The sequence below is a fragment of the Aerococcus sp. BD502 genome (genome assembly GCF_057919555.1).
Genome location: NZ_CP147972.1, coordinates 1,569,721 through 1,590,247, shown reverse-complemented (window position 1 = coordinate 1,590,247; position 20,527 = coordinate 1,569,721). Strand labels below are relative to the sequence as shown.

The 20,527-nt window shown below is 29.9% G+C and carries 12 protein-coding genes and 1 pseudogene; 3 read left to right on the top strand and 10 right to left on the bottom strand.

What is annotated here, in order from left to right; genetic code table 11:
* Positions 1-7: 7 nt before the first annotated feature.
* Genes WF803_RS07630 through WF803_RS07620 form a run of 3 tightly spaced genes read right to left on the bottom strand, consistent with a single transcriptional unit; the run spans position 8 to position 4,056 of the window.
* A complete protein-coding gene (locus WF803_RS07630; protein WP_489610892.1) occupies positions 8-1,744 on the bottom strand; it encodes an ABC transporter ATP-binding protein in 1,737 nt (578 codons plus the stop codon).
* Positions 1,737-3,455 carry an ABC transporter ATP-binding protein gene (locus tag WF803_RS07625; protein ID WP_489610891.1) on the bottom strand — a complete coding sequence of 573 codons (1,719 nt, stop codon included), beginning with the start codon at positions 3,453-3,455 and terminating at the stop codon, positions 1,737-1,739. Before WF803_RS07625 ends, WF803_RS07630 begins: the two co-directional genes overlap by 8 nt.
* Positions 3,456-3,459: 4 nt before the next feature.
* Positions 3,460-4,056 (bottom strand): TetR/AcrR family transcriptional regulator, encoded by a 597-nt coding sequence (locus tag WF803_RS07620; RefSeq protein ID WP_489610890.1) that lies wholly within the window; start codon positions 4,054-4,056, stop codon positions 3,460-3,462.
* A 292-nt stretch (positions 4,057-4,348) separates the two neighbouring features.
* On the opposite strand from WF803_RS07620, the gene WF803_RS07615 reads away from it, so the two are divergent.
* Together WF803_RS07615 and WF803_RS07610 are read left to right on the top strand one after the other, a co-directional pair.
* Positions 4,349-4,705 (top strand): plasmid mobilization protein, encoded by a 357-nt coding sequence (locus WF803_RS07615; RefSeq protein WP_489610889.1) that lies wholly within the window; start codon positions 4,349-4,351, stop codon positions 4,703-4,705.
* A 1-nt stretch (position 4,706) separates the two neighbouring features.
* The gene (locus WF803_RS07610; RefSeq protein WP_489610888.1) at positions 4,707-6,038 is read left to right on the top strand and encodes a relaxase/mobilization nuclease domain-containing protein; all 1,332 of its coding nucleotides are present in this window, start codon (positions 4,707-4,709) and stop codon (positions 6,036-6,038) included.
* A gap of 505 nt (positions 6,039-6,543) precedes the next feature.
* Here the strand turns inward: WF803_RS07610 and WF803_RS07605 are convergent.
* Genes WF803_RS07605 through WF803_RS07585 form a run of 5 tightly spaced genes read right to left on the bottom strand, consistent with a single transcriptional unit; the run spans position 6,544 to position 12,655 of the window.
* Positions 6,544-7,932 carry an ABC transporter ATP-binding protein gene (locus WF803_RS07605; protein ID WP_489610887.1) on the bottom strand — a complete coding sequence of 463 codons (1,389 nt, stop codon included), beginning with the start codon at positions 7,930-7,932 and terminating at the stop codon, positions 6,544-6,546.
* A gap of 10 nt (positions 7,933-7,942) precedes the next feature.
* On the bottom strand, positions 7,943-8,599 hold the full coding sequence (locus tag WF803_RS07600) for an energy-coupling factor transporter transmembrane component T (RefSeq protein WP_047199702.1): 657 nt from the start codon (positions 8,597-8,599) through the stop codon (positions 7,943-7,945).
* A gap of 1 nt (position 8,600) precedes the next feature.
* On the bottom strand, positions 8,601-9,188 hold the full coding sequence (locus WF803_RS07595) for an MptD family putative ECF transporter S component (protein ID WP_489610886.1): 588 nt from the start codon (positions 9,186-9,188) through the stop codon (positions 8,601-8,603).
* Positions 9,189-9,198: 10 nt separating this feature from the next.
* Complete coding sequence (locus WF803_RS07590) at positions 9,199-10,917, bottom strand: ABC transporter ATP-binding protein (protein WP_010815636.1); 1,719 nt, start codon at positions 10,915-10,917, stop codon at positions 9,199-9,201.
* On the bottom strand, positions 10,901-12,655 hold the full coding sequence (locus tag WF803_RS07585; RefSeq protein ID WP_010815635.1) for an ABC transporter ATP-binding protein: 1,755 nt from the start codon (positions 12,653-12,655) through the stop codon (positions 10,901-10,903). Before WF803_RS07585 ends, WF803_RS07590 begins: the two co-directional genes overlap by 17 nt.
* A gap of 153 nt (positions 12,656-12,808) precedes the next feature.
* Here WF803_RS07585 and WF803_RS07580 point away from each other — a divergent pair, with 153 nt between their 5' ends.
* Positions 12,809-13,801, top strand: coding sequence for a helix-turn-helix domain-containing protein (locus WF803_RS07580; RefSeq protein ID WP_489610885.1), 993 nt, complete (start codon positions 12,809-12,811; stop codon positions 13,799-13,801).
* A gap of 117 nt (positions 13,802-13,918) precedes the next feature.
* Here WF803_RS07580 and WF803_RS07575 read toward each other — a convergent pair whose 3' ends face one another.
* Positions 13,919-14,575, bottom strand: coding sequence for a DNA-binding protein (locus WF803_RS07575; RefSeq protein WP_489610884.1), 657 nt, complete (start codon positions 14,573-14,575; stop codon positions 13,919-13,921).
* Positions 14,576-14,618: 43 nt separating this feature from the next.
* A pseudogene (locus WF803_RS07570) lies at positions 14,619-19,898 on the bottom strand (helicase-related protein); the annotation flags it as partial.
* Between the last annotated feature and the right edge of the window lie 629 nt (positions 19,899-20,527).

The following is a 20,527-nucleotide window of genomic DNA, read 5'->3' as shown; positions in this document are numbered from 1 at the left end:
CTTTCTATTAATTATTTAATTTCCATGATTCTGCCTTAGCCTTTGCATTTATAAGGTCAGAATAAAGTCCATCATTCTTAATCAGTTCTTCGTGATTTCCACGTTCTACTATCTCTCCATCTTTTAAGACTAAAATCTGGTCAGCATTTCTAATTGTCTTTAACCTATGAGCAATCATTATTACTGTCTTATTCTTTGTTAATGATTCTATTGCTTCTTTAAGTTTATCTTCATTTTCTGGGTCTATATTTGCAGTGGCTTCATCAAAGATAATTATATCTGCATCTTTTAGCATGGCTCTGGCTATGGAGATCCTTTGTTTTTCTCCGCCTGATAGACTTGCTCCACCTTCTCCGATGATAGTGTCATATCCTTCTGGTAAAGCTTCTATAAATTCATGACATCTTGCTTTTTTTGCAGCTTCTACAACTTCTTCATGGCTTGCATTTTGTTTTCCAAATTTTATATTGTTTTCAATTGTATCTTCAAATAGATATACATCTTGAAATACCATGGAAATAGAATTCATTAAGTTTTCTATCTTATAGTCCTTAATATTCTTTCCACCTATTAAAATTTCGCCAGAATTTACATCCCAAAATCTTGCAATAAGATTGCAAAATGTAGTCTTGCCAGATCCAGATGGTCCTACAATAGCAGTCATGGTATTTTCTTTTATCTCTGCTGATACATTTTTTAAAATTGGTCTATCATCATAGGAAAATGATACATTTTTAAAGACTATATTGTGATTTTTTATTGGCTCTGTAATACTTCCTTCTTTCATATCTTCCATATCATTTACATAAGAATAAGAATCTATTGCATTCTCAACCATTCTTAGCATTGCAATAGCAGATCCAGATGTAATAAGTCCGTCAAATATTACAAAACTTGCTATAAGTATCATAATAGTATTGACTATTTGACCATTTTCAACAAAATATAATTTTATTGAAATAAACAACATCAAACAAATTGTTATAGCTATTATGATTTTAGCTAATAAACTATATGGCATTATAGTTTTTTCTAAATCAAAAGAATATTCACTAGCACTATCAAAGCTCTTGTCAAGTTTTTTATTATTACTTCCTCGTAGATTATATGATTTTATAATTTGCATTCCTTGCAATGTTGATAAGACTTCTTTGGTAAGTGATACCTGAATCTCATGAATCTTATCTGCATTTTTACTTGACCTTTTTTGCATACGAGCAATGATCATTAAAAATACAATAGAACCAACTATTGCTACAATACCTATCTTATAAGAAAACAAAAATAAGGATAAGATAAAAACAATAGCATTAAGCATGCCACCGAAAACCATAATACACAAAGTTGGAACCCAAGTCTCTACATTATCTAAGTTAGTAGTCGCAATAGTTGTTAAATTTCCTAAACTTAAACTTGAGAAGAATCCCATGGGAACTTTTTTTATTTTTTCACCTAATTCAATTCGCTTGTGTCCAGCCATAAAATATCCCGCATGCGTTTGTTTGAGCATAGAGGATTTTTTTGAAATAATTACTCCAGCTACACTAACTAATAAAAATAAACTTGATATTCCTATTGTTTTAAAGCTTATATCCTTGTTTACTATCCCAAAAATCGCATAATAAATGGCTGCAAATTGTAGAGCATTAAAAATAGAACCGAAAAAATTAGCAAAGATTGATTTTTTTAGATACACTTGTTCTTCAATAGAAAAATTCCATATTTTTTTAAAAACACTAAGCATTTTCTTCTCCTTTCAAGGCAGTTTCCCAAAGATTGTGATAATCTTTTGATTCCTTCAAAAGCTCTTCATGACTTCCTTTACATGCAAGTTCTCCATTTTTAATTACAAATATATTATCTACATCTGTTATTGTCTTTAAACGATGGGCAATTATAATTAGAGTTTTCCCTTTGACAAGCTCTGATATTGCATCTTGAATCAAGGCTTCATTTTCAGGATCGATATAAGAGGTAGCCTCGTCTAAAATAACTATTGGAGCATTCTTTATCATAGCTCTTGCAATTGATATTCTTTGCCTTTCTCCTCCAGACAAATGTTTACCAGCTTCTCCTACTCTTGTATCATATCCATCTGACAACTTCATTATAAAATCATGGCAGGCTGCTTTCTTACATACTTCAATTATTTCCTCATCACTAGCATTTTTATTTCCTATTCTGATGTTATCTTTAATTGACATATCAAAAAGAAAATTATCTTGTGCTACATAGGAAATAACAGTAGATAACTTTTCAAGGGACATATCTTTAATATTTACATTTCCTATACTTATAGAACCACTATCTACGTCCCAAAATCCTGAAATTAGTTTTGCAATAGTCGACTTTCCCGAACCCGATTCGCCTACTAAAGCATTCACACTTCCTTCTTCTACATTTATATTTATATTGTTTAGGACTTGCTTATCTTTTTCATAAGAAAAATCTACGTTTTTTATCTCTATATTATAATTTTTTATATCCAAATTTTCATTTTTATGAGATAATTCTCTCGCAGAAAGTATATTTTTAATCTCCTCGAAAATAGTTGACATTCTTCCAATATCATCTTCAAAAGTCATTACTCTCATAATATTTTGGATAGTCCCGAAAGAAAGAATTATCAATGTTAAAAATACACCACCATCTAGTGAACCATTCATACAGAAATATAAACCAAATGGTATAATTGTCAAAATACCAACTGGAGCAATAGACATACTTATCGCATAGTCTCTTGTATTTTCTCCCATCCAATCATAATAGTAATTTGCCTTTTTATACACATTGTCCCTGTATTTTCTATAAGATTTTTCGCCTTGATTAAATGTTTTAATAACCTCTATTCCATTTATATATTCAACCACGGAATTATTCATATCTTGACCAATTTTAACTGCTTGTGGAAACTTTACCTTCATTCTTTTCATCGGTCCTGCCATAAAAAATCCACCAATAACTAATGGAATTAAAGATATTAAACTTAGTCTATAATCTAAAATTAACATGTAAACAAATAATATTATAGGTCCGACTAAATTAGCTGTCATCTCAGGTATCATATGAGCCAATGTTGTTTCAGTATTATCGACTTGATTTACAATTATGTCTTTTAACTTACCAGTAGATTCATTCAATATATCTCCTAATGGCATATTAAATAATTTTTCCATAAGGCTTTTTCTTATATCTCGTATTATTTTATAGGCTGTTTTATGAGAAATCATTGTTGACAAAAACATAAACACTTCTTTGATTATAAGACATAAAAGTATAAAGAAAATTTTATTTATATAGTAATAAAAATCTTGGCTACCATCAATTAATGATATAATCATCTTACTTAGAATAATATATACAAAAAGATTTGAAATTACTCCAAGTATTGCAAACAAGACAGAAATAAAATATGGTGCTTTATTTCTCTTAATGTATTTTTTTAATAGATCCATAAATTTAACTCCTTTCATCATCTTTTTTCATTACATTTATAAAATAAGTCTCTATCATTTCAGTTAGATATATCTTATTTTTTGTAAAATTCTCACGTGCATTCAAAATTTCGCAAGCCATCAATCCAGAATTCATAATATTAATCATAAATTCAAATGTTTCATCAGAAGGTAACACGTTAAACAAAGTAGAAAACAATTCTTTAAATACTTGTATGGACTCTTTTTTTATTTTCACATATAGTTCTTTCAGATCATCATTTTCTTTTAACTCACATAAAAACATAACATAAAGCTTTACATAATCATTATCTGCAAGTATCTTGTCTATAATTATTCCCGAAAACAACTTCGGACTTAATATTAAACCTTCATCATAACTTGATTTTTGAATAATATCTTTTCTATTTATATTACCTTCCATCATAATGTCGTATAAGATTTCATGCGTAGAACCATAATGATGATACAAGCCACCTCTAGAAAGCCCAGTAGCTTCCATAATGTCATTCATAACTGTATTTCTAAATCCCTTATCCAAAAAGACTTTAATAGCTGCTTGTCTAATCTGCTTTTTTCTTTCATCAGCTTCCATTTTCATTTCATAAATAACCTCCAAACCGACACTCTTGTCGGTATTATTGTATCAAATCTGATAATCATTGTCAATAGCTTCGCTTATACTTCTTTATTAATTTTTTTAAATGCGGTATAATTAATAAAACTGAATAAACGCTTAACGCTTATAACTTTAATAGCAAGCACAGTAAGTGAGTACCCACTTACGAAAAATTGATGAAGCAGAACCTTTATTGACTGCTTCTTTTTTTATCAATTTTACCTTGTTAGGGAGAACCCTAAGACCCCAATATTTTATGATAAGGAGATATACTATGGATAATAGAAAGAGAAAAAATCAGCTTAAAATATATTTAACAGATGAAGAAAAAGAAGTTTTTGAAAAGAAAATGAAACTTGCTAATTGTAAAACTATGTCCCACTTTCTTAGGAAATGTGTATTGGAAAAAGAAATTTATGTTGTAGATTTAGAACCATTCAGAAACCTACAATGGCTGCTTTCAAATGCAACAAAGAATATAAACCAGATTGCAAAATTAACTAATACAACGGGTGTTATTTACAAAAAAGATATTGACTATATGAGAGAAAAAATAGAAAAATTATCAAGAGAAATATGGCAGATCCATTCCCTACTTCTAAATAAATCAAAAGAAAGTTCTGGTGATTAGTATGGCAATTACAAAAATACATCCTATAAAATCAACTCTAAATTTGGCAATAGATTATATAACTAAGAGTGAAAAAACTGATGAAAAAATCTTGGTATCTTCATTCAAATGTCATCCATCTACTGCCCATATTCAATTTATGAAAACACGAGAAGACAATGATACTAAAGGTACAGTTTTGGCTAGACATTTAATTCAATCTTTTCTACCCGGAGAAGTTGATCCTATAAAAGCTCATGAAATTGGAATGGAGTTATGCAAGAAAATTTTAAAAGAAGATTATGAATTTGTTCTTGCAACTCATATAGATAGAGGGCATATCCACAACCATATTATTTTTAATAATGTTAATTACAAGACTGGCAAATGCTACCAATCCAACAAAAAAACTTACCACAAAATTAGGTATCAAAGTGATGAATTATGTAAAGAAAATAAGCTCTCAGTCATTGATGAATATTATGAAGCTTACAAAAGAAAATATAAAACTGCTGGTAAGTCTTGGTACGAATATGACCAAAATAAGAAAGGAAATTCTTGGAAGTCTAAACTGCAATTTGATATAGATAGAATGATTAATAAGTCTAACTCTTGGGAAGAGTTTTTAGAAAATATGAAATCTCTGGATTATGAAATTAAGTTTGGTAAACACATAGCTTTTCGCCATAAAGACAAACAAAGATTTACAAGAGCTAAGACTATCGGAGAAGATTATACCGAAGAAAAAATCAAAGAAAGAATAGATTTAGCAATTAAAAATAAAGCTAATCCTACTAAAAAGCGTGTAGGAAATGTTATTGATATATCTACTAATGAAAAAGCACAATCCTCTAAAGGTTACGAAGTCTGGACAAGAAAACATAATATCAAAACAATGGCTGACTCGATAATTAAGCTTAGAGAAGAAGGAATTAATTCAATTACACAACTTGATGATCTAATAAAAAAATCTGCCGATGATAGACAAGACTTGCTAGATAAAATAAAGAAAGTTGAAACTGAGATGAAGAGTTTATCCCAAGATATGGAAAATATAAATACTATAAATAAGTATCGTGAAATCTACAAATACCACAAGAAAAATCCTGAAGATAAACAATTTGCAGAAGAATATTATAGTGAACTTTCCGTCTACAAAATAGCTGCAAAAGAAATCTTAGAAAACTATAAAAAACTACCAAACACAAAAGAAATATTATCAAATCTCGATAAACTGCAAGAAAAAAAGAACACCCTTATGCAAGAGTATTCTTTAAATAAAGAACAATTTTATGACCTTGTTCAGTATAGAAAAAACTATGAAAATTATTATGGGAAGGAAGTAGAAAGATAAAAAATTAGGGGAAGTCAATTCTTTATATAAACTATTACTCATAAAAGTTGACATTCCCATTTTTTTACAAAGTATATATGTTATCTGACAACATAGCTATATTATCATTTAGTCTATGAGTAATCATTACAACAGTTAAATTTGAATCTAAAAACAACCTATCCCATCACTAATTATTTCTATGACGTCATTATACAATCTGTTTAAATATAGCAAAAAAATAAAGGCAGTCCGAAGACTGCCGATATTTATATCTCTGTACATTTATTATATTTTCCCTTATTTTACATGTTCTATAATCTGTCTCAAAGCTAAGTCATCAAAAGTTAGTGGTCCTTGAAAAAAATACAAATTCAAAACTATGAATTTTTCAGCAATTGAACCTAAAACAAAGAATTCAATCACATAACGCAATGGGCTAACAAAAAATCTGCTGATAATAGGCAATAATTATTCGGTAAAATAAAGAAAATTGAAACAGTAATTAAGATTTTAATTATTGATGTTACATCATTTCATATATTCCATCCGCTACCGTATTTAGAAACTCATAATCATGCGAAACAACAATTACAACTTTATTGGATTTTTTCGCCAAATCTTTTATGGCTTCTGATACAATTATCATATTTTTGAAATCTAAACCACTTGTAGGCTCATCAAAGATTATGATTTCTTTATTTGAAAGTAGAGCTAAGGCAATTGTTAACCTTTGTTTTTGTCCTCCTGATAGCGACATTGGGTGCTTATCTTTATATTTATCTAATCCAAGCCTATTTAGAACTACATCTACCTGATTTAATCTATCCTCATGTAAATTTAATTCACATTCTTCTTTTACGCTTCGAGTGAATAATTGTGAATTAATGTCCTGTGTTACAAGGTATGTATTTTTTAACCTATCTTTATTATTTAAAAGTTTATTGTTAAAAAAAACACTTCCTGTATTTTTCTTCATAAGTCCTGAAATGCACTTTAACAGACTAGTTTTTCCTATACCATTTTTTCCTATTATTCCTAAAACTTCTCCTCTATTTAAAGAAATATTAATATCTTTAAATATGAGATTTCCATTTATTGTATACGATAAATCTTCACATAAATACTCATCATTTTTATTAAATTCTTTTTCAAGAACTTCCAACTTAGGAGTAGATAAGGTTCTAATTTTGAGATTATTTTCTTTTTTTGAGTTAAATAATTTTATCTCTTCTTGTGTAAAACAATCCTTAATTATTCCTTCGTCTATATAATATGCTTTATCAATTATGTCTTTTAAGTAATATAATCGATGTTCTGCAACTATAATTGTCTTCCCTTCTTTTTTAAATATTTCAATATTGTTTTTTATCGTTTCAATTGTATCCATATCAAGATTTGAAGATGGCTCATCCAATACGACAATATCTGTGTTTAATGCAAAAATAGATGCAAAAGCTAAAATTTGTTTTTCTCCACTCGACAATGAGAAGACATTTTTCCCTAATAATCTATCTATATTTAAATTATTAATAGTTTTTTTTAAGCTCTTTTTTATTAACTCTGGATCAGTTCCCATATTTTCAAGACCAAATACAATTTCTCCCTCGACATCAGAATTAAAAAATTGAGATTTTGGATTTTGAAATATCGAACCAACTTTTTCTGAAATTTTATATTGTGATATATTTCTAGTAGATTCTCCCTCTATTAAAACTTCTCCAACAAAGTCAGTTTCTTCTTCAAAATGTGGTATAATTCCATTTATTAATTTAGTCAATGACGTTTTGCCTGAACCACTTAGTCCCATAAGTAGAATACATTCACCTTTTTCAACATTTAAGTTGATCCCTTTTAATATTTTATATCCCGTTTTAGAGGTACAAGATACATCATTTATATTTACATAACCCATTCTAACTCACCTAAAATATAACCATAATTAAAACAACAAATAAAATAACTAATACATCATAAACAGTGAATTTAAAATCAATTATAGTTGTTTTTCTACCTGGATTCTCGACTCCTCGTGTTACAGCTGCCTTAGATAACTCTTCAGACATATCAATTGCAGAATTTATTATAGGTACAACAAATATATCCATGTTTTTAATCATACTAATCCCCCTAATCTTCATTGATTCTCTAACACAATGTATATCTTGTCTTAATGTGGGAAAATATCTATAAGTTATCATAAATGCCAAAATAAAATTTTCTGAAAATTTAAATTTCCTAAAAACTCCTGCAATTCCTCTTACTGTCACCGTTTTGTATAACAATGTTCCTGCCATTATGCAAGGAAAAATCTTCCTTGCATAAGAAACAGGTACAATAAATGTCGTTACGATCCACTTGGGTGAATAAGGAAAAACAAAATAATTTATTATTAAAAAAGTAATAAAAGTTAAATATACTTTTAATCCCGATTTAAAATTTCCGCAAACTGTCAAAATAATCAACAAATAGCTCATTAAAATTAATTCACTTGCCAACGATCTACTTTTAAATAGAAATATATTTACTAATAAAAGCAATATTATTGATGTTCTAGGATCTAATTTTAATCGCTTGGACATTTCAATTCCTTGCCTCAAAATTTTTATATAAAAATGATTTTAAAATACCACAAGATAATAGTCCAAAAACAAACGGTGTTACAATTAATACAATTAACATCGGTGTGTTAATAAAAGTCTTTAATATATTAACATAATCTACTGGCATCCCCATTTCAAGAATTTTTGATATGAATTCATCTTTTAGAATCCATACTTGTGCTGGAGAACCTATCATACCTAATGAAAAGAAAGCATATGAAAGTGAATTCCATTTATAACTGTCATACTTTGATAGGTATCTTATCACTTCTGCCAAAATACTAGCAATTGCTAATGATGCAATTATTATTAAACTAAACTGACCAGTTAAATAGTATATTATAGCAACAATAGCTCCCATTATTATGACTGCTCCTGTTTTTTTTACTTTTTGAACCATAATCATATATGGTATAGATCCAACCAAGGCTATAAAGCCAGGCATAAGTATCCACATTAATGGATGGAGACCTCCTAAAAGCATAAACCCAAAATTGATTGCAAAATATATTGCAGTAAATATACCTATCGTAATAACATCTTTTCCTTTTAACTTTTTATTATTCATTCTAATCCTCCTAATAAATAAATTCTTCTGCCATTTTTGTTTTTTCTATTAAATTCTTGTAAACTTTTGATTTTTGTAAAAGCTCTTCATGCTTACCTTCGCTTTCTACTCTTCCGTTTTCAAGAACTACTATCTTGTCAGCATTTTCTATGGATTTCATTCTGTGTGAAATGATTACAACAGTTTTATCTTTAATTAAATTATTTAAAGACTCTTGGATTTTCTTTTCATTGTCCACATCTAAACTTGCTGATATTTCATCTAATATAAGTATTGGTGCGTCCTTCAGAAAGGCTCTAGCTATAGAAAGTCTTTGTCTTTCACCACCAGAAAGCTCTGACCCATTTTCTCCTATAACTGTATCTAACCCATTAGGAAGTTTATTAATAAAATCCATACAATTTGCAAGGGTAGCTGCCTTTACAACTTCTTCATCGCTGGCATCTTTTTTACCTATACGAATATTTTCTAATATAGATGAGTTAAATAAAGTAACATCTTGAAAAACAATAGATATTTTCTTAAATAAAGAATCTGTGGAAATGTTTTTTATATCCTTTCCATCTATTAAAATTTGACCTTTATCATAATCATATAATCTTGATATTAATCTTAATATACTTGTCTTTCCAGAGCCAGAAGCTCCAACTAGAGCCGTTACCTCTCCCTGTTTCGCAGTAAAGCTAATGTCCTTTAAAACCTGATTATCATCATAAGAAAAAGCTACATTTTTGAAGACTATATCAAACATATTCAGTTCTACATCTTTACCCTCTTGAATTTTTGTTTCCTTAATCTCCCTAATCCTTTCAACACTTGGATCTATATAGAACACTTCTAATAATCCTTCTTTTGATAAATCGAAAATATCTTTTATCTTTATGGCAGCCATTAAATAACCTAAGAGATATAAAATGTCAATCTCCCCAGATAGAATAAGGCTAATCCCAACAAAACTAACTACTGCAATACTTACAAAGCCAAGAGCAGAGGATAAACCCATTACAAAAAGAGAGCCTTGTTCAACTTTAAGATGTATTTTTTCACTTTCATCCATCTGCATATATAACGAAGACCTCACTTCATCGGATAAGTTAAAACTATTTATTTCTTGTTGAAGTTCAATGGTTTCTTGGAATTTTTCTGAGTTTTCTCTAAGTACCTTGTGATATTTCTTGTTTCCTTTTACCTGCGACTTTTTAGCAATAGGTATTAGTATAAAACTTAAAATAGTTGGGATCATTACTGCAAGCCCCATCTTAAAATTACCTATCATTAACATAATTCCAATTAGTGGGAAAAATAAAACCATTCCTCCTACTTTAGGTATTGAATGACTCATAGCATGTTCTACTTTTTCCACATCTGCCATAATCGTTTGAGATATATCTGATAAATTATGTTTTGAAAAGTAGGATAGGGGAAGTTTTGATAGAGTTTCTGCAATATCTATTCTTAAATTAGCACTCTCTTCATAAGTTGTAGTATAAAGATCATCATATTCTTTGGCTAACAAAACATACATTAATACTAATGTAACAACAGAAACACCAAAATATAAATAAGGGCTTTTAACATTTTTCAAAATAAGCTCATCTGTTAACATCATTAAAATAAAGGCAGGAACCATATTAATACAGTAGACCAAGAAACTTGATATAGTAGATTTAGTGAGATCTTTAGCCCCTTTATCAGTCAGACAAAAGCGATTTTTATAAAATTTCCTCATCTTTAACCCTCCATTGATTTGCACTGTCATAAAGCTCTAATAATTCCTTATATTTTCCACCTTTTGAAATAAGTTCTTGATCACTGCCTCTTTCAATTATTTCTCCATTCTCTAAAACTAAAATTTCATCAACAGAACGAATACTACTCATCCTATGGGCAATCATAATAACTGTTTTATCTTTCATAAGGTTTTTAAAGGCCTTTTGAAGCTCATACTCATTGTCTGGATCAATAGAAGCACTAGCTTCATCCATAATTACAATTTTAGATTTCTTGAGCATGGCTCTCGCAATAGCAATTCTCTGTTTTTCTCCTCCTGATAAATAGACTCCTTTTGAGCCAATCATGGTATTCTCCCTTTCAGGAAACTTATTTAAAATAACATTACAACCGGCAAGTTCCATAGCCTTCATAACTTCTTCTCTACTTGCCTTTCTATTAGCAAGAGCAACATTTTCGTAAATAGATGTCTTAAAAAGTTTGCTATCCTGAAAAACAAAAGAAATTGTGTTTATTAGAGCATCCTTACTATAAGATTCTAAGGGTCTCTCTCCAATCTTTATACTGCCACTATCTACTTTGTAAAAACCAGATAATAGCTTTACAATAGTCGATTTACCTGATCCTGAATGACCCACCAAAGCATATTTTTTTCCTTCTTCTAATTTAAAAGATAAATTTTCTAGTACTTTGTTTTCATTATAAGAAAAATTCACTTTTTCAAACTCTATATTATAGTTTTTGAAATCACCAATCTCTCCATAATTTAATTTATCTTCATTCATTTTTTTATATAAGTCTTCTAAAGTATCTACAGCATACCTAGCGTTAAAGATGTTCATACTAGCCCACATAATTTTCATAAATGAAACCATCATTACTCCACTTAAAAACAAAATCATGAATAGTTCAACAATAAGCAAATTAGCATTATTAACTTTATTTATGGTAAAAACTAAAGGGATAGACAAAATTGCAATAATTCCAAAAAATATCCATTGATATAGAACATAAGGTTTTTTAGAACTAATTGAGTAATCAAGAGCATACTTAGAATAATCCTTAATCGCCTTATAAAGAGTTTTAAAAGACTCTACAGTAGCTCCGAATATTTTAACAACTTGCATGCCTCTGACATATTCAACTGTTTCACCACTTAAAATTTCTAAGGATTTTTGGTAGTATTCCATGAACTCTCCTCCACCCATCATGTTCTTTAAAATAAGAGCCCCTACTATTGTTAGTATAAGAATAACTAATCCCACTCTGCTACTAATAGAAAAGGCAAGTATTAAAGATAATACTGGAATTAAAAAAGCTTGAGAGTTATCTGGTATCATATGTGCTACTGCCGTATGAGTTTTAGCTGCATTATCATCAATAGTTTTTCTTATAATTCCAGATGGGTTTAAATCATAAAAGCGAAAACTTGCTCCTGTAAGTCCATCTATACCTTTTTTTCTTAAATTAGTTTCTAAGCGAAATCCAAGTTTATGAGAAAAAAAGTTTGACAAAAAGTAAACTAGTGCCCCTATCGTCAAATATAAGACAGCTTGAATGGACAAAGTCCTAGCTACTAATAAATCTCCTTCAACAATTGAACTTCTTAAAAGTTTATACAGTAACGAATATCCGTACACCATTAGAAATGCAGATAGTGCTGATAAAAAAACTGCTATATATCCATTATGTTTTTCTTCAGGCACATAGGAAAAAAGCCTTTTATAAATTTTCATATTTTCCTCCTTTAATATTCCTATTAGATTCAAATTCGCCTGAACGATAATAATTATCATTGCATTTTTATTATACATCAGTTATAATTACTAATACAATAGTTTTGAATTAATAAGGCTAATTGGAATATTGTCTAAAAGGGATAGTGTATTATGACATATTATGATTTTGTAAAAGAATATATGAACGTAGATGAATGTAAAAATAATAAGAAATATTCAAGTGCAGGGCATACATTTTGTTGGAGTAAAGATGATTCAATTAATGCAGAAGGCCTATATTGGTTTTATGAAGGAAATGGATTTATTATTGATATCCACGATTTTTATATCAAAGAAGAAGTTATTCAAAATAGTACTTATAGTATGGAAAACTATGTTTCGATATGCTCTAGCTATATTGTAAGTGCAAACGGCGAAAAATTTAACCCTTATCAAACTTTGACGCCAAACTCCTTATATACTCTTGATTTTGACAATATAGAAGATGACTTTCTATTTTTATTACACGAGAATAGTTACTATCTCACTGTTTCTGTTGGATTTAAAAGAGAACTTTTAGAAAAACACCTGTCATCCATTAATATTAATCCGGAATCATTTTATGGGGCTTTACTTCAAACAAATCAAATAATACTTACAAAGTCCTTAGAAAAAGTGGCAATGGAAATATTAAATTGTAAGATGGACGCTCCTGCCGCTGATTTTTTCTTTAAAGCAAAGGCAAATGAATGGATGAGTATAGTCATTGACACATACTTAAATAGAAAAAAATATAAAATTGAGTCTGACGATAATAAAGCACTTGAAGATGTATCCAGGTTTTTAGATGATCATTTTGCCATGACTGTAAATCAGGAAACCCTTGAAAAAATATCTAAAATGAGCGGAACAAAATTAAAGAATTTGTTTAAAGAAAAATATGGTCAAAGTATTACAGAATACACCCAAAGAAAAAGAATGAATGTAGCTGAAACTCTTCTGTTAAATACTAAACTTCCTATAAAGGAAGTAGCAGAATCTGTTGGATATACATCCCATAGCAAATTTTCCATTTATTACAAAAGATACAAGGGAAAACTTCCTAGTGAAGTTCGTCATTTAGCTTGCAAGGATCACAAGTTAAAATGCGATTATTGTGATTAAGTATTTTTTTTACAAGCAATATTTTTGTATGAGTTTAAGTGGATATGCATATATGACCTAAATAAATTAGATTAAAAAATGAGCAAAAAATAAAGGCAGTCCGAAGACTGCCGATATTTACCTCTCTGCGCCTTTGCTATGTTCTTTCTTAGTTGACTTAGTTTTGCCATCTGCCTTAAAGCTTTTTATTTGCCCTAATATGGACTTTTTATCTTTATCTTGACTCTTTACTTGTTCTTTTGCTTTTAAGAGCTTAGAAGACAAAATACGGACATTTTTATGTTCCTTTCCATTGTTGTCAATGCTTGTTTTTACTTGACCAAATATTTTAACAAAATCTCCTTGTTTTAAGTTCTCTAAATCTTTTGCCTTATCTCCGTAGGCTGAACAATTGGTATAAATTTTATTCCCATCGTCATCTTTTGAAACAAGAGAAAAGTTACTTACTTTGAACTTTTCTCCATTAGCATTTTCTCTTTCAAGATTTTCTACTTGACCTACTATATTACCCACGAGATTTATGAGGTCGTCTTTTTCTTCAAGTTCATTGGTATTTTCAACAATCTTACCTTGTTCTTTCATATTATCTATCATATAGTCAAAGTCATCACTTAGTAGACCTGTTGTGTCATTGTTCATATATAAAACATAGACTTCTTCAAGTGCTTTTTCATCAGTAACACCCTTTTCTATGCTTACAAGTGCTTTTATAAAATCCTTGTAGTTATCATTCATCATTTCTTCTAAGTTTTCTCTAATATCTTTGTATTCCATAATTTCCTCCTTGTACTAAATAAGGAGAGCCTTTAGCCCTCCTCTACCTTTCTTGTCCTTTTTCGTTTTTTTCTTGATTTTTATCTTTTTCTTCTTCAGATTTAAATTTTGATATTTGTCCCAATATTGATGGTTTTTCTTCCTTTGCGTGAAGATTATCCTCTACATCATAGGTTGATTCAAAGTAATCACTATCTTTAAAATCATTGTCATACCTATCTGGTATTCCGTCATTATCAAGATCTTTTGCTAGTGGATCATAGAAGTTTCCGTCATCATCTATTTCTAGTCCTAGAGCTTGTTTTAAATCTTCTTCATCTACTGATACCAGATCATCAAAACTTGACATCTTTATGGCTTCGGTCATATCTTTAATAGCTTGTGAATTAGATATATCTTCCTCTACAAAAGCTTCTGTTCTAATAGCAACATTATCTACATACTGAGTCCATGTTTTTTCTTCCAAATTTACCTCATATTGAATCGAGTGCTTACCATCAGGTGTTTCTGTATAGGCAAGTCCTATATGACTTAAATCAGGGTATAGTTTGTCAAAGTCTTCATAACTATTAGATTCTGAAAACTCATAGTTAGAATAATCAACTATCGCCCTCTTTAAATCTTCTAATAATGGTGATTGGTTTTCTAGTTCTTCTACTTCTCCCATATCTAAAAGTTTATTAATCTCAGCTAGTCTTAGGGTCTTATCCCTTAACTCATCTGCTTTTTCAAATGGTTTGGTTAATTCTACCTTGGCATTTTCTAAAGATTCTTTATAGTTTTCAAGGTTTTGATTTAACCTCTCAAGTCTTGAAGGAATTTTTTCAATGGCATTATCGAGCCTTGTTATATTACCATCAGTAGAGTTTGAAAGCTCTCCGAAGTATTCTGCTTTTCCTAGAAGTTTAAAAGTGTGAGTATTAGTCATAAAGTTATATGAAACTTGTAAGTCTAAATTCCTATATTTACCAATGACCTTGCTATCATTTATCTTTACCTTTTTTATTTCTTCTAATAGCTTCTCTCCAGCTTCTTTCTTATCTAAAATTTTATTTGCACCAAGACTGATTGAAGTGAATTTACTATCTCCTTCTCCTAATTTCTCAACACTTGCAATATCTTCTTTAACTGCTTGTATTTCCATTTCAGTTTTTAAAATACTTTGAGGATAAATTTTATTTACCTTATCTTCAAGCTTATATTTATTAGACTTGTAGTTTGCTTCCAGCATTTTTAGTTTTGTAACTTCGTTATCTAAATCCATCTTTTCTTTAATTAGAGGATTACCAGTAGCTAAAGCCTTAATTTCTGAATAAGATAGACTTGCTTCATCAACATCTTCTGCAACTCTTACTGGAGTTTTTGAAGTCATAATTTGAGATATGAATTTCTGCTTATTCTCTATTGTCTGCCATAAATAGGCATCAAAGGTATTTTCTGTTACATATCTAAAGATATTTACCTTATCATTTTCATTACCTTGACGAACAATTCTACCACTTCTTTGCTCTAGGTCAGACGGTCTCCATGGAACATCTAAATCGTGTAAGGCTATTAATTTGTTTTGTACATTAGTACCTGCTCCCATTTTTTGAGTAGAGCCTAATAATACTCTTACTTCTCCTCTTCTTACCTTGGAGAATAATTCATCTTTTTGTTTATCTGTATCCGCTTCGTGGATAAAGGCTATTTCTTCTTTAGGTATCCCCATATTCACTAGCTTATTTCTAATATCATCATAGATATTAAATTCTCCATCTCTTTTTGGTGTGGACATATCTGAAAACACTAATTGTGTCGATGAATTTTCTTTTGTCTTATCCCAGATCGAAAAGATGTTTTTAACACATACATTTACCTTTGAATTAGGATCATCGGGAAGTAGTGGATTTATTAATCTTTGGTCAAGAGCAAGTTTTTTACCATCATTTGTAATCTTTAGCATATTATCTTCTGTTGGCTCGACTTGATTATTTCTAACCGCGTCAGCTCTTTCTGAAATAGCTTCTAATATTTCTTTTTGTTCCTCAGTAGGTTTTGTTTTAATAACTTCAAAATTTGCTTCAGGAACTGGCAAATTTAACATATCTGAAGTCTTTATATCTGCTACTTCTTTAAACATAGACATCAGTTCTGGCAAGTTATAGAACTTTGAAAATCTTGTCTTTTGCCTATATCCAGTGCCTTCTGGAGATAATTCAAAAGTATTTTCTGTTTCTCCAAAAGTAGAAGCCCAAGCGTCAAAATGTTCTAATCCTCTTGCCTTTAAATCGTCATACTGAAGGTATCTTTGCATAGTATAAAGCTCTGTCATTGAATTTGATATTGGTGTACCAGTAGCAAATACAACTCCCTTGCCATCTGTCATTTCATCCATATACCTACATTTCATATACATATCTGAAGACTTAAAGGCTTCACTCTGACCGATACCCGCAACATTTCTCATCTTGGTATGCAAGAATAAGTTTTTGTAATTATGGGCTTCGTCTATAAATAACTTATCTACTCCTAGTTCTTCAAAGGTTATTACATCATCTTTTTTAAAGTCATCGTTTAGCTTTTCAAGTCTTACCAAGAGTTTCTTCTTTGTCTTTTCTAGTTGTTTAACGGTAAAATTTTCCCCTCTATTTCTTTTATTCTCGTCAATAAAGGAAACTATATCATCTATTTGGTCTTGTATATGCCTTACCTGGTATTCCTTAGACATTGGTATTTTTTCAAATTGAGAGTGTCCTATGATGACCGCATCATATTCTCCCGTTGCAATCCTACCAATAAATCTTTTTCTATTTTTAGGTTGAAAGTCTTTTTTATCGGCCACCATAATGTTCGCTGACGGATATAACTGCATAAACTCTCTACCAATTTGAGTGGTTAGATGGTTAGGAACTACAAATAATGATTTACTTGCAAGTCCTAACTTTTTAGATTCCATAGCAGAAGCTACCATTTCAAATGTCTTTCCTGCTCCCACAACATGGGCAAGTAGTGTATTTCCACCATAAAGAGTTCTTGCTATGGCATTTTTCTGATGCTCTCTAAGTCTGATTTCAGTATTCATTCCATCAAAAGTTAAGTTAGAACCATCAAATTCTCTATTTCTAATTGAATTGAATTTTTCATTATAAATCTTCTCTAGCCTATATCTTCTATCAGGATCTTCAAATATCCAATTCTTAAATTCTTCTTTAATCAGTTCTTGCTTTTGACTTGCAAGCATAGTTTCTTTTTTGTTTAATACAGAAGTCTTAGAACCATCATCATTTATTACTTGGTCAAATACTTTTGTATCTTTTAGATTAAGAGCATTTTCAATTAGCTTATAGGCATTCACTCTACTTGTACCATAAGTCATATTAGCAAGGTCATTTGTTGAGTCAACACTTTTACCTTCAATGTTCCATTCACTTGTATGTGGTGAGAACCTAACATTTATATTCCACCTATCGTAACCTGGTGTTTTTAAAAGATTAAAAGTAAAGTCTTCTATATCTTTTTGAGGTATCCAAGTTGCTCCTAACCTTACATTTATATCAGAGGCAGTTAGTTCTTCAGGCATAACTTCTTGTAATTTTTCTCTTTGATATTTGAGCTTGCCTAACTCATTTAATAATGTGTCTTTCTTTTCAGAAGGTGCTAAATCTATTACATTTTCAATTTCTCCAATATATGAATTGAGATAGCCAATCTTTTCTCTAATATTTCCACTTAAATACTCATCAGCCGATACATATGAAAAATGAAATGGATCGTCATTGTCAAAATTTTCAAAGGGCATTCTGTTATTTATTAGGTCTGTCTCCTTAATGTCTAAAAATATCTCGCCCTCAAGTTCACCAATTAAAGTGTCCCTATCTTTACTTGTGATAGATTCCATATATTCCAAGTCTACATATCCTTTTTGTGAAACTGATAAGACTAAGGCTTCAAGGGAAGTATCTACATGGTCTACTACCTTTGCCTTTGTAATTGTTCTTTTTGAGAATATATCACTCTTAGCTTTGAAATTATCCTCATCATCAAGTATTTCTATTGATGATACTAAAGGAAAGTTTGAGTCTTCCTTTAAGGCTCTAGTGTTTGATAGGGAGTTAATAAAGCCATGTTTCTTTGAAAAGTTATCATAGACTTCATTTAACTTTGCTTGTGATTCTTTTATTTCTTCATCATTAAAATCGTCCTTTTGTTTTTCTATTACATCTTTTAAAGCATTCATTACATCAAGATAATCTTTTATTTTTTCTTTATTTTTATCTGATATATTCTGCTTGATTAAGACTGAGTTTTCTCTTAGGTAGACCTCTTCATCAATAATAGTGTAAGAAAAATTCTTAACATCATCTGTTGCTGGAAGACTTAATTCTTCATCTTCCAATAGTTCGACCTCTTCATATTTTGAATTTGAAGATATTTCCTTACTTGCAATATCCATTAAGTCTTTTAACTTTTCATCTTCTTTTTCATCACAAGTAATAGTATTGCCAAATCTACCAGATACTTCTTTCATATTCCCTAATACCATCTGAGGATTATCTACAAAATATTTATTGTATGTCAAACCATTTTTATCAGTTGCTAGGTGTATCCAATCATCATCTCTTTCTATAACTGAATCTCTCTTCTTTAAGAAAATAATATCTGAAGTAACTTCTGTACCAGCAAGTCCTTTAAATGTTGTATTAGGTAGCCTCATAGCTCCTAAAAATTCACATCTTGCATTAATATATTTTCTAACAGATTCATCTTTTTTATCCATAGTTCCAGATGATGTTATGAAGGCAATAATTCCTCCATTCCTAACCTTATCTATTGACTTTGCAAAAAAATAATCGTGAATCAGAAAGTTATTTCTGTTATATTCACGATCGTTAACTTTAAAATCTCCAAAGGGAACATTTCCTATAACTAAATCGAAAAAGTTATTTGAGAAGTTTGTTTCTTCAAAGCCTTTAATTTGAATGTTAGCTTCAGGATAAAGTTCTCTTGCTATCCTTCCGCTTAGGATATCTTTTTCTACTCCATATACTTTAGAGCCTTGTATTTCACTTGGCATATTACCAATAAAATTACCGACCCCTGCAGATGGTTCGAGGATATTCCCAGTCTTAAAACCCATATCTGTTAGAGTCTTATATACTCCATCCATTACCTCTCTAGGTGTATAAAACGATGTTAAAGTAGACTCTTTAGCATTTAAATACTCTTCATTCGTTAAATTTTCTTTTAAAATATTTCTTGCTTCGAGCCATTGTCCTCCTTTTTCTTCATCAAAGACATCGGCAAGACCTCCCCAACCTAAATAATTAGCAAGATAGGCTTGTTCATACTCTCTTGGACTCCTATTTTCATTTTCAAGTCTTTTGAGAATTTTAATAGCTTTTATATTTTTATCTAGCCTTTCTGATGGTGTAAGGTATTCTGAGTAGATATGATTTCTCAAGTCATAATTTCTAGCAAAACTTAGCTTTTCCTTATTAGGTTCATATCCTAGATTCTTTAAATCTTCTTTACCCCTCAATAAGTTTTCGGCTGCTTCTCTTGGGACATCATACCTATCCATCATTTGGTCAATTTCAGGATTGTAGTTATCAATAAAGCTTTCTTGTTCTACTTGTCTTTCAATTTGTTTTTCATGATCCGATAACTTATATATCTCATAGTTTCCACTATCTAAAAGGTCATCAATCTTTCTACTTTCTTCAAATGTTTCACCCTTATATAAAGGGAATTCTTCCCCATTAACTTCTACCTTAGTTCCAGCTTCAATTAAGTTAATTCCATCAAAGATATTCTTATCTTCTAAAATAAATTCTTTTCCAACCTTTACTGCTAATTTTTCTGATGTTTGACTTAGATTTTCAAAGATTTCTTCAAGGTATGAATCGTTTCTATATGGAATTACTTCCGAACCCCTAATCATACCTCCCATATACTCCATATTATCTCTAA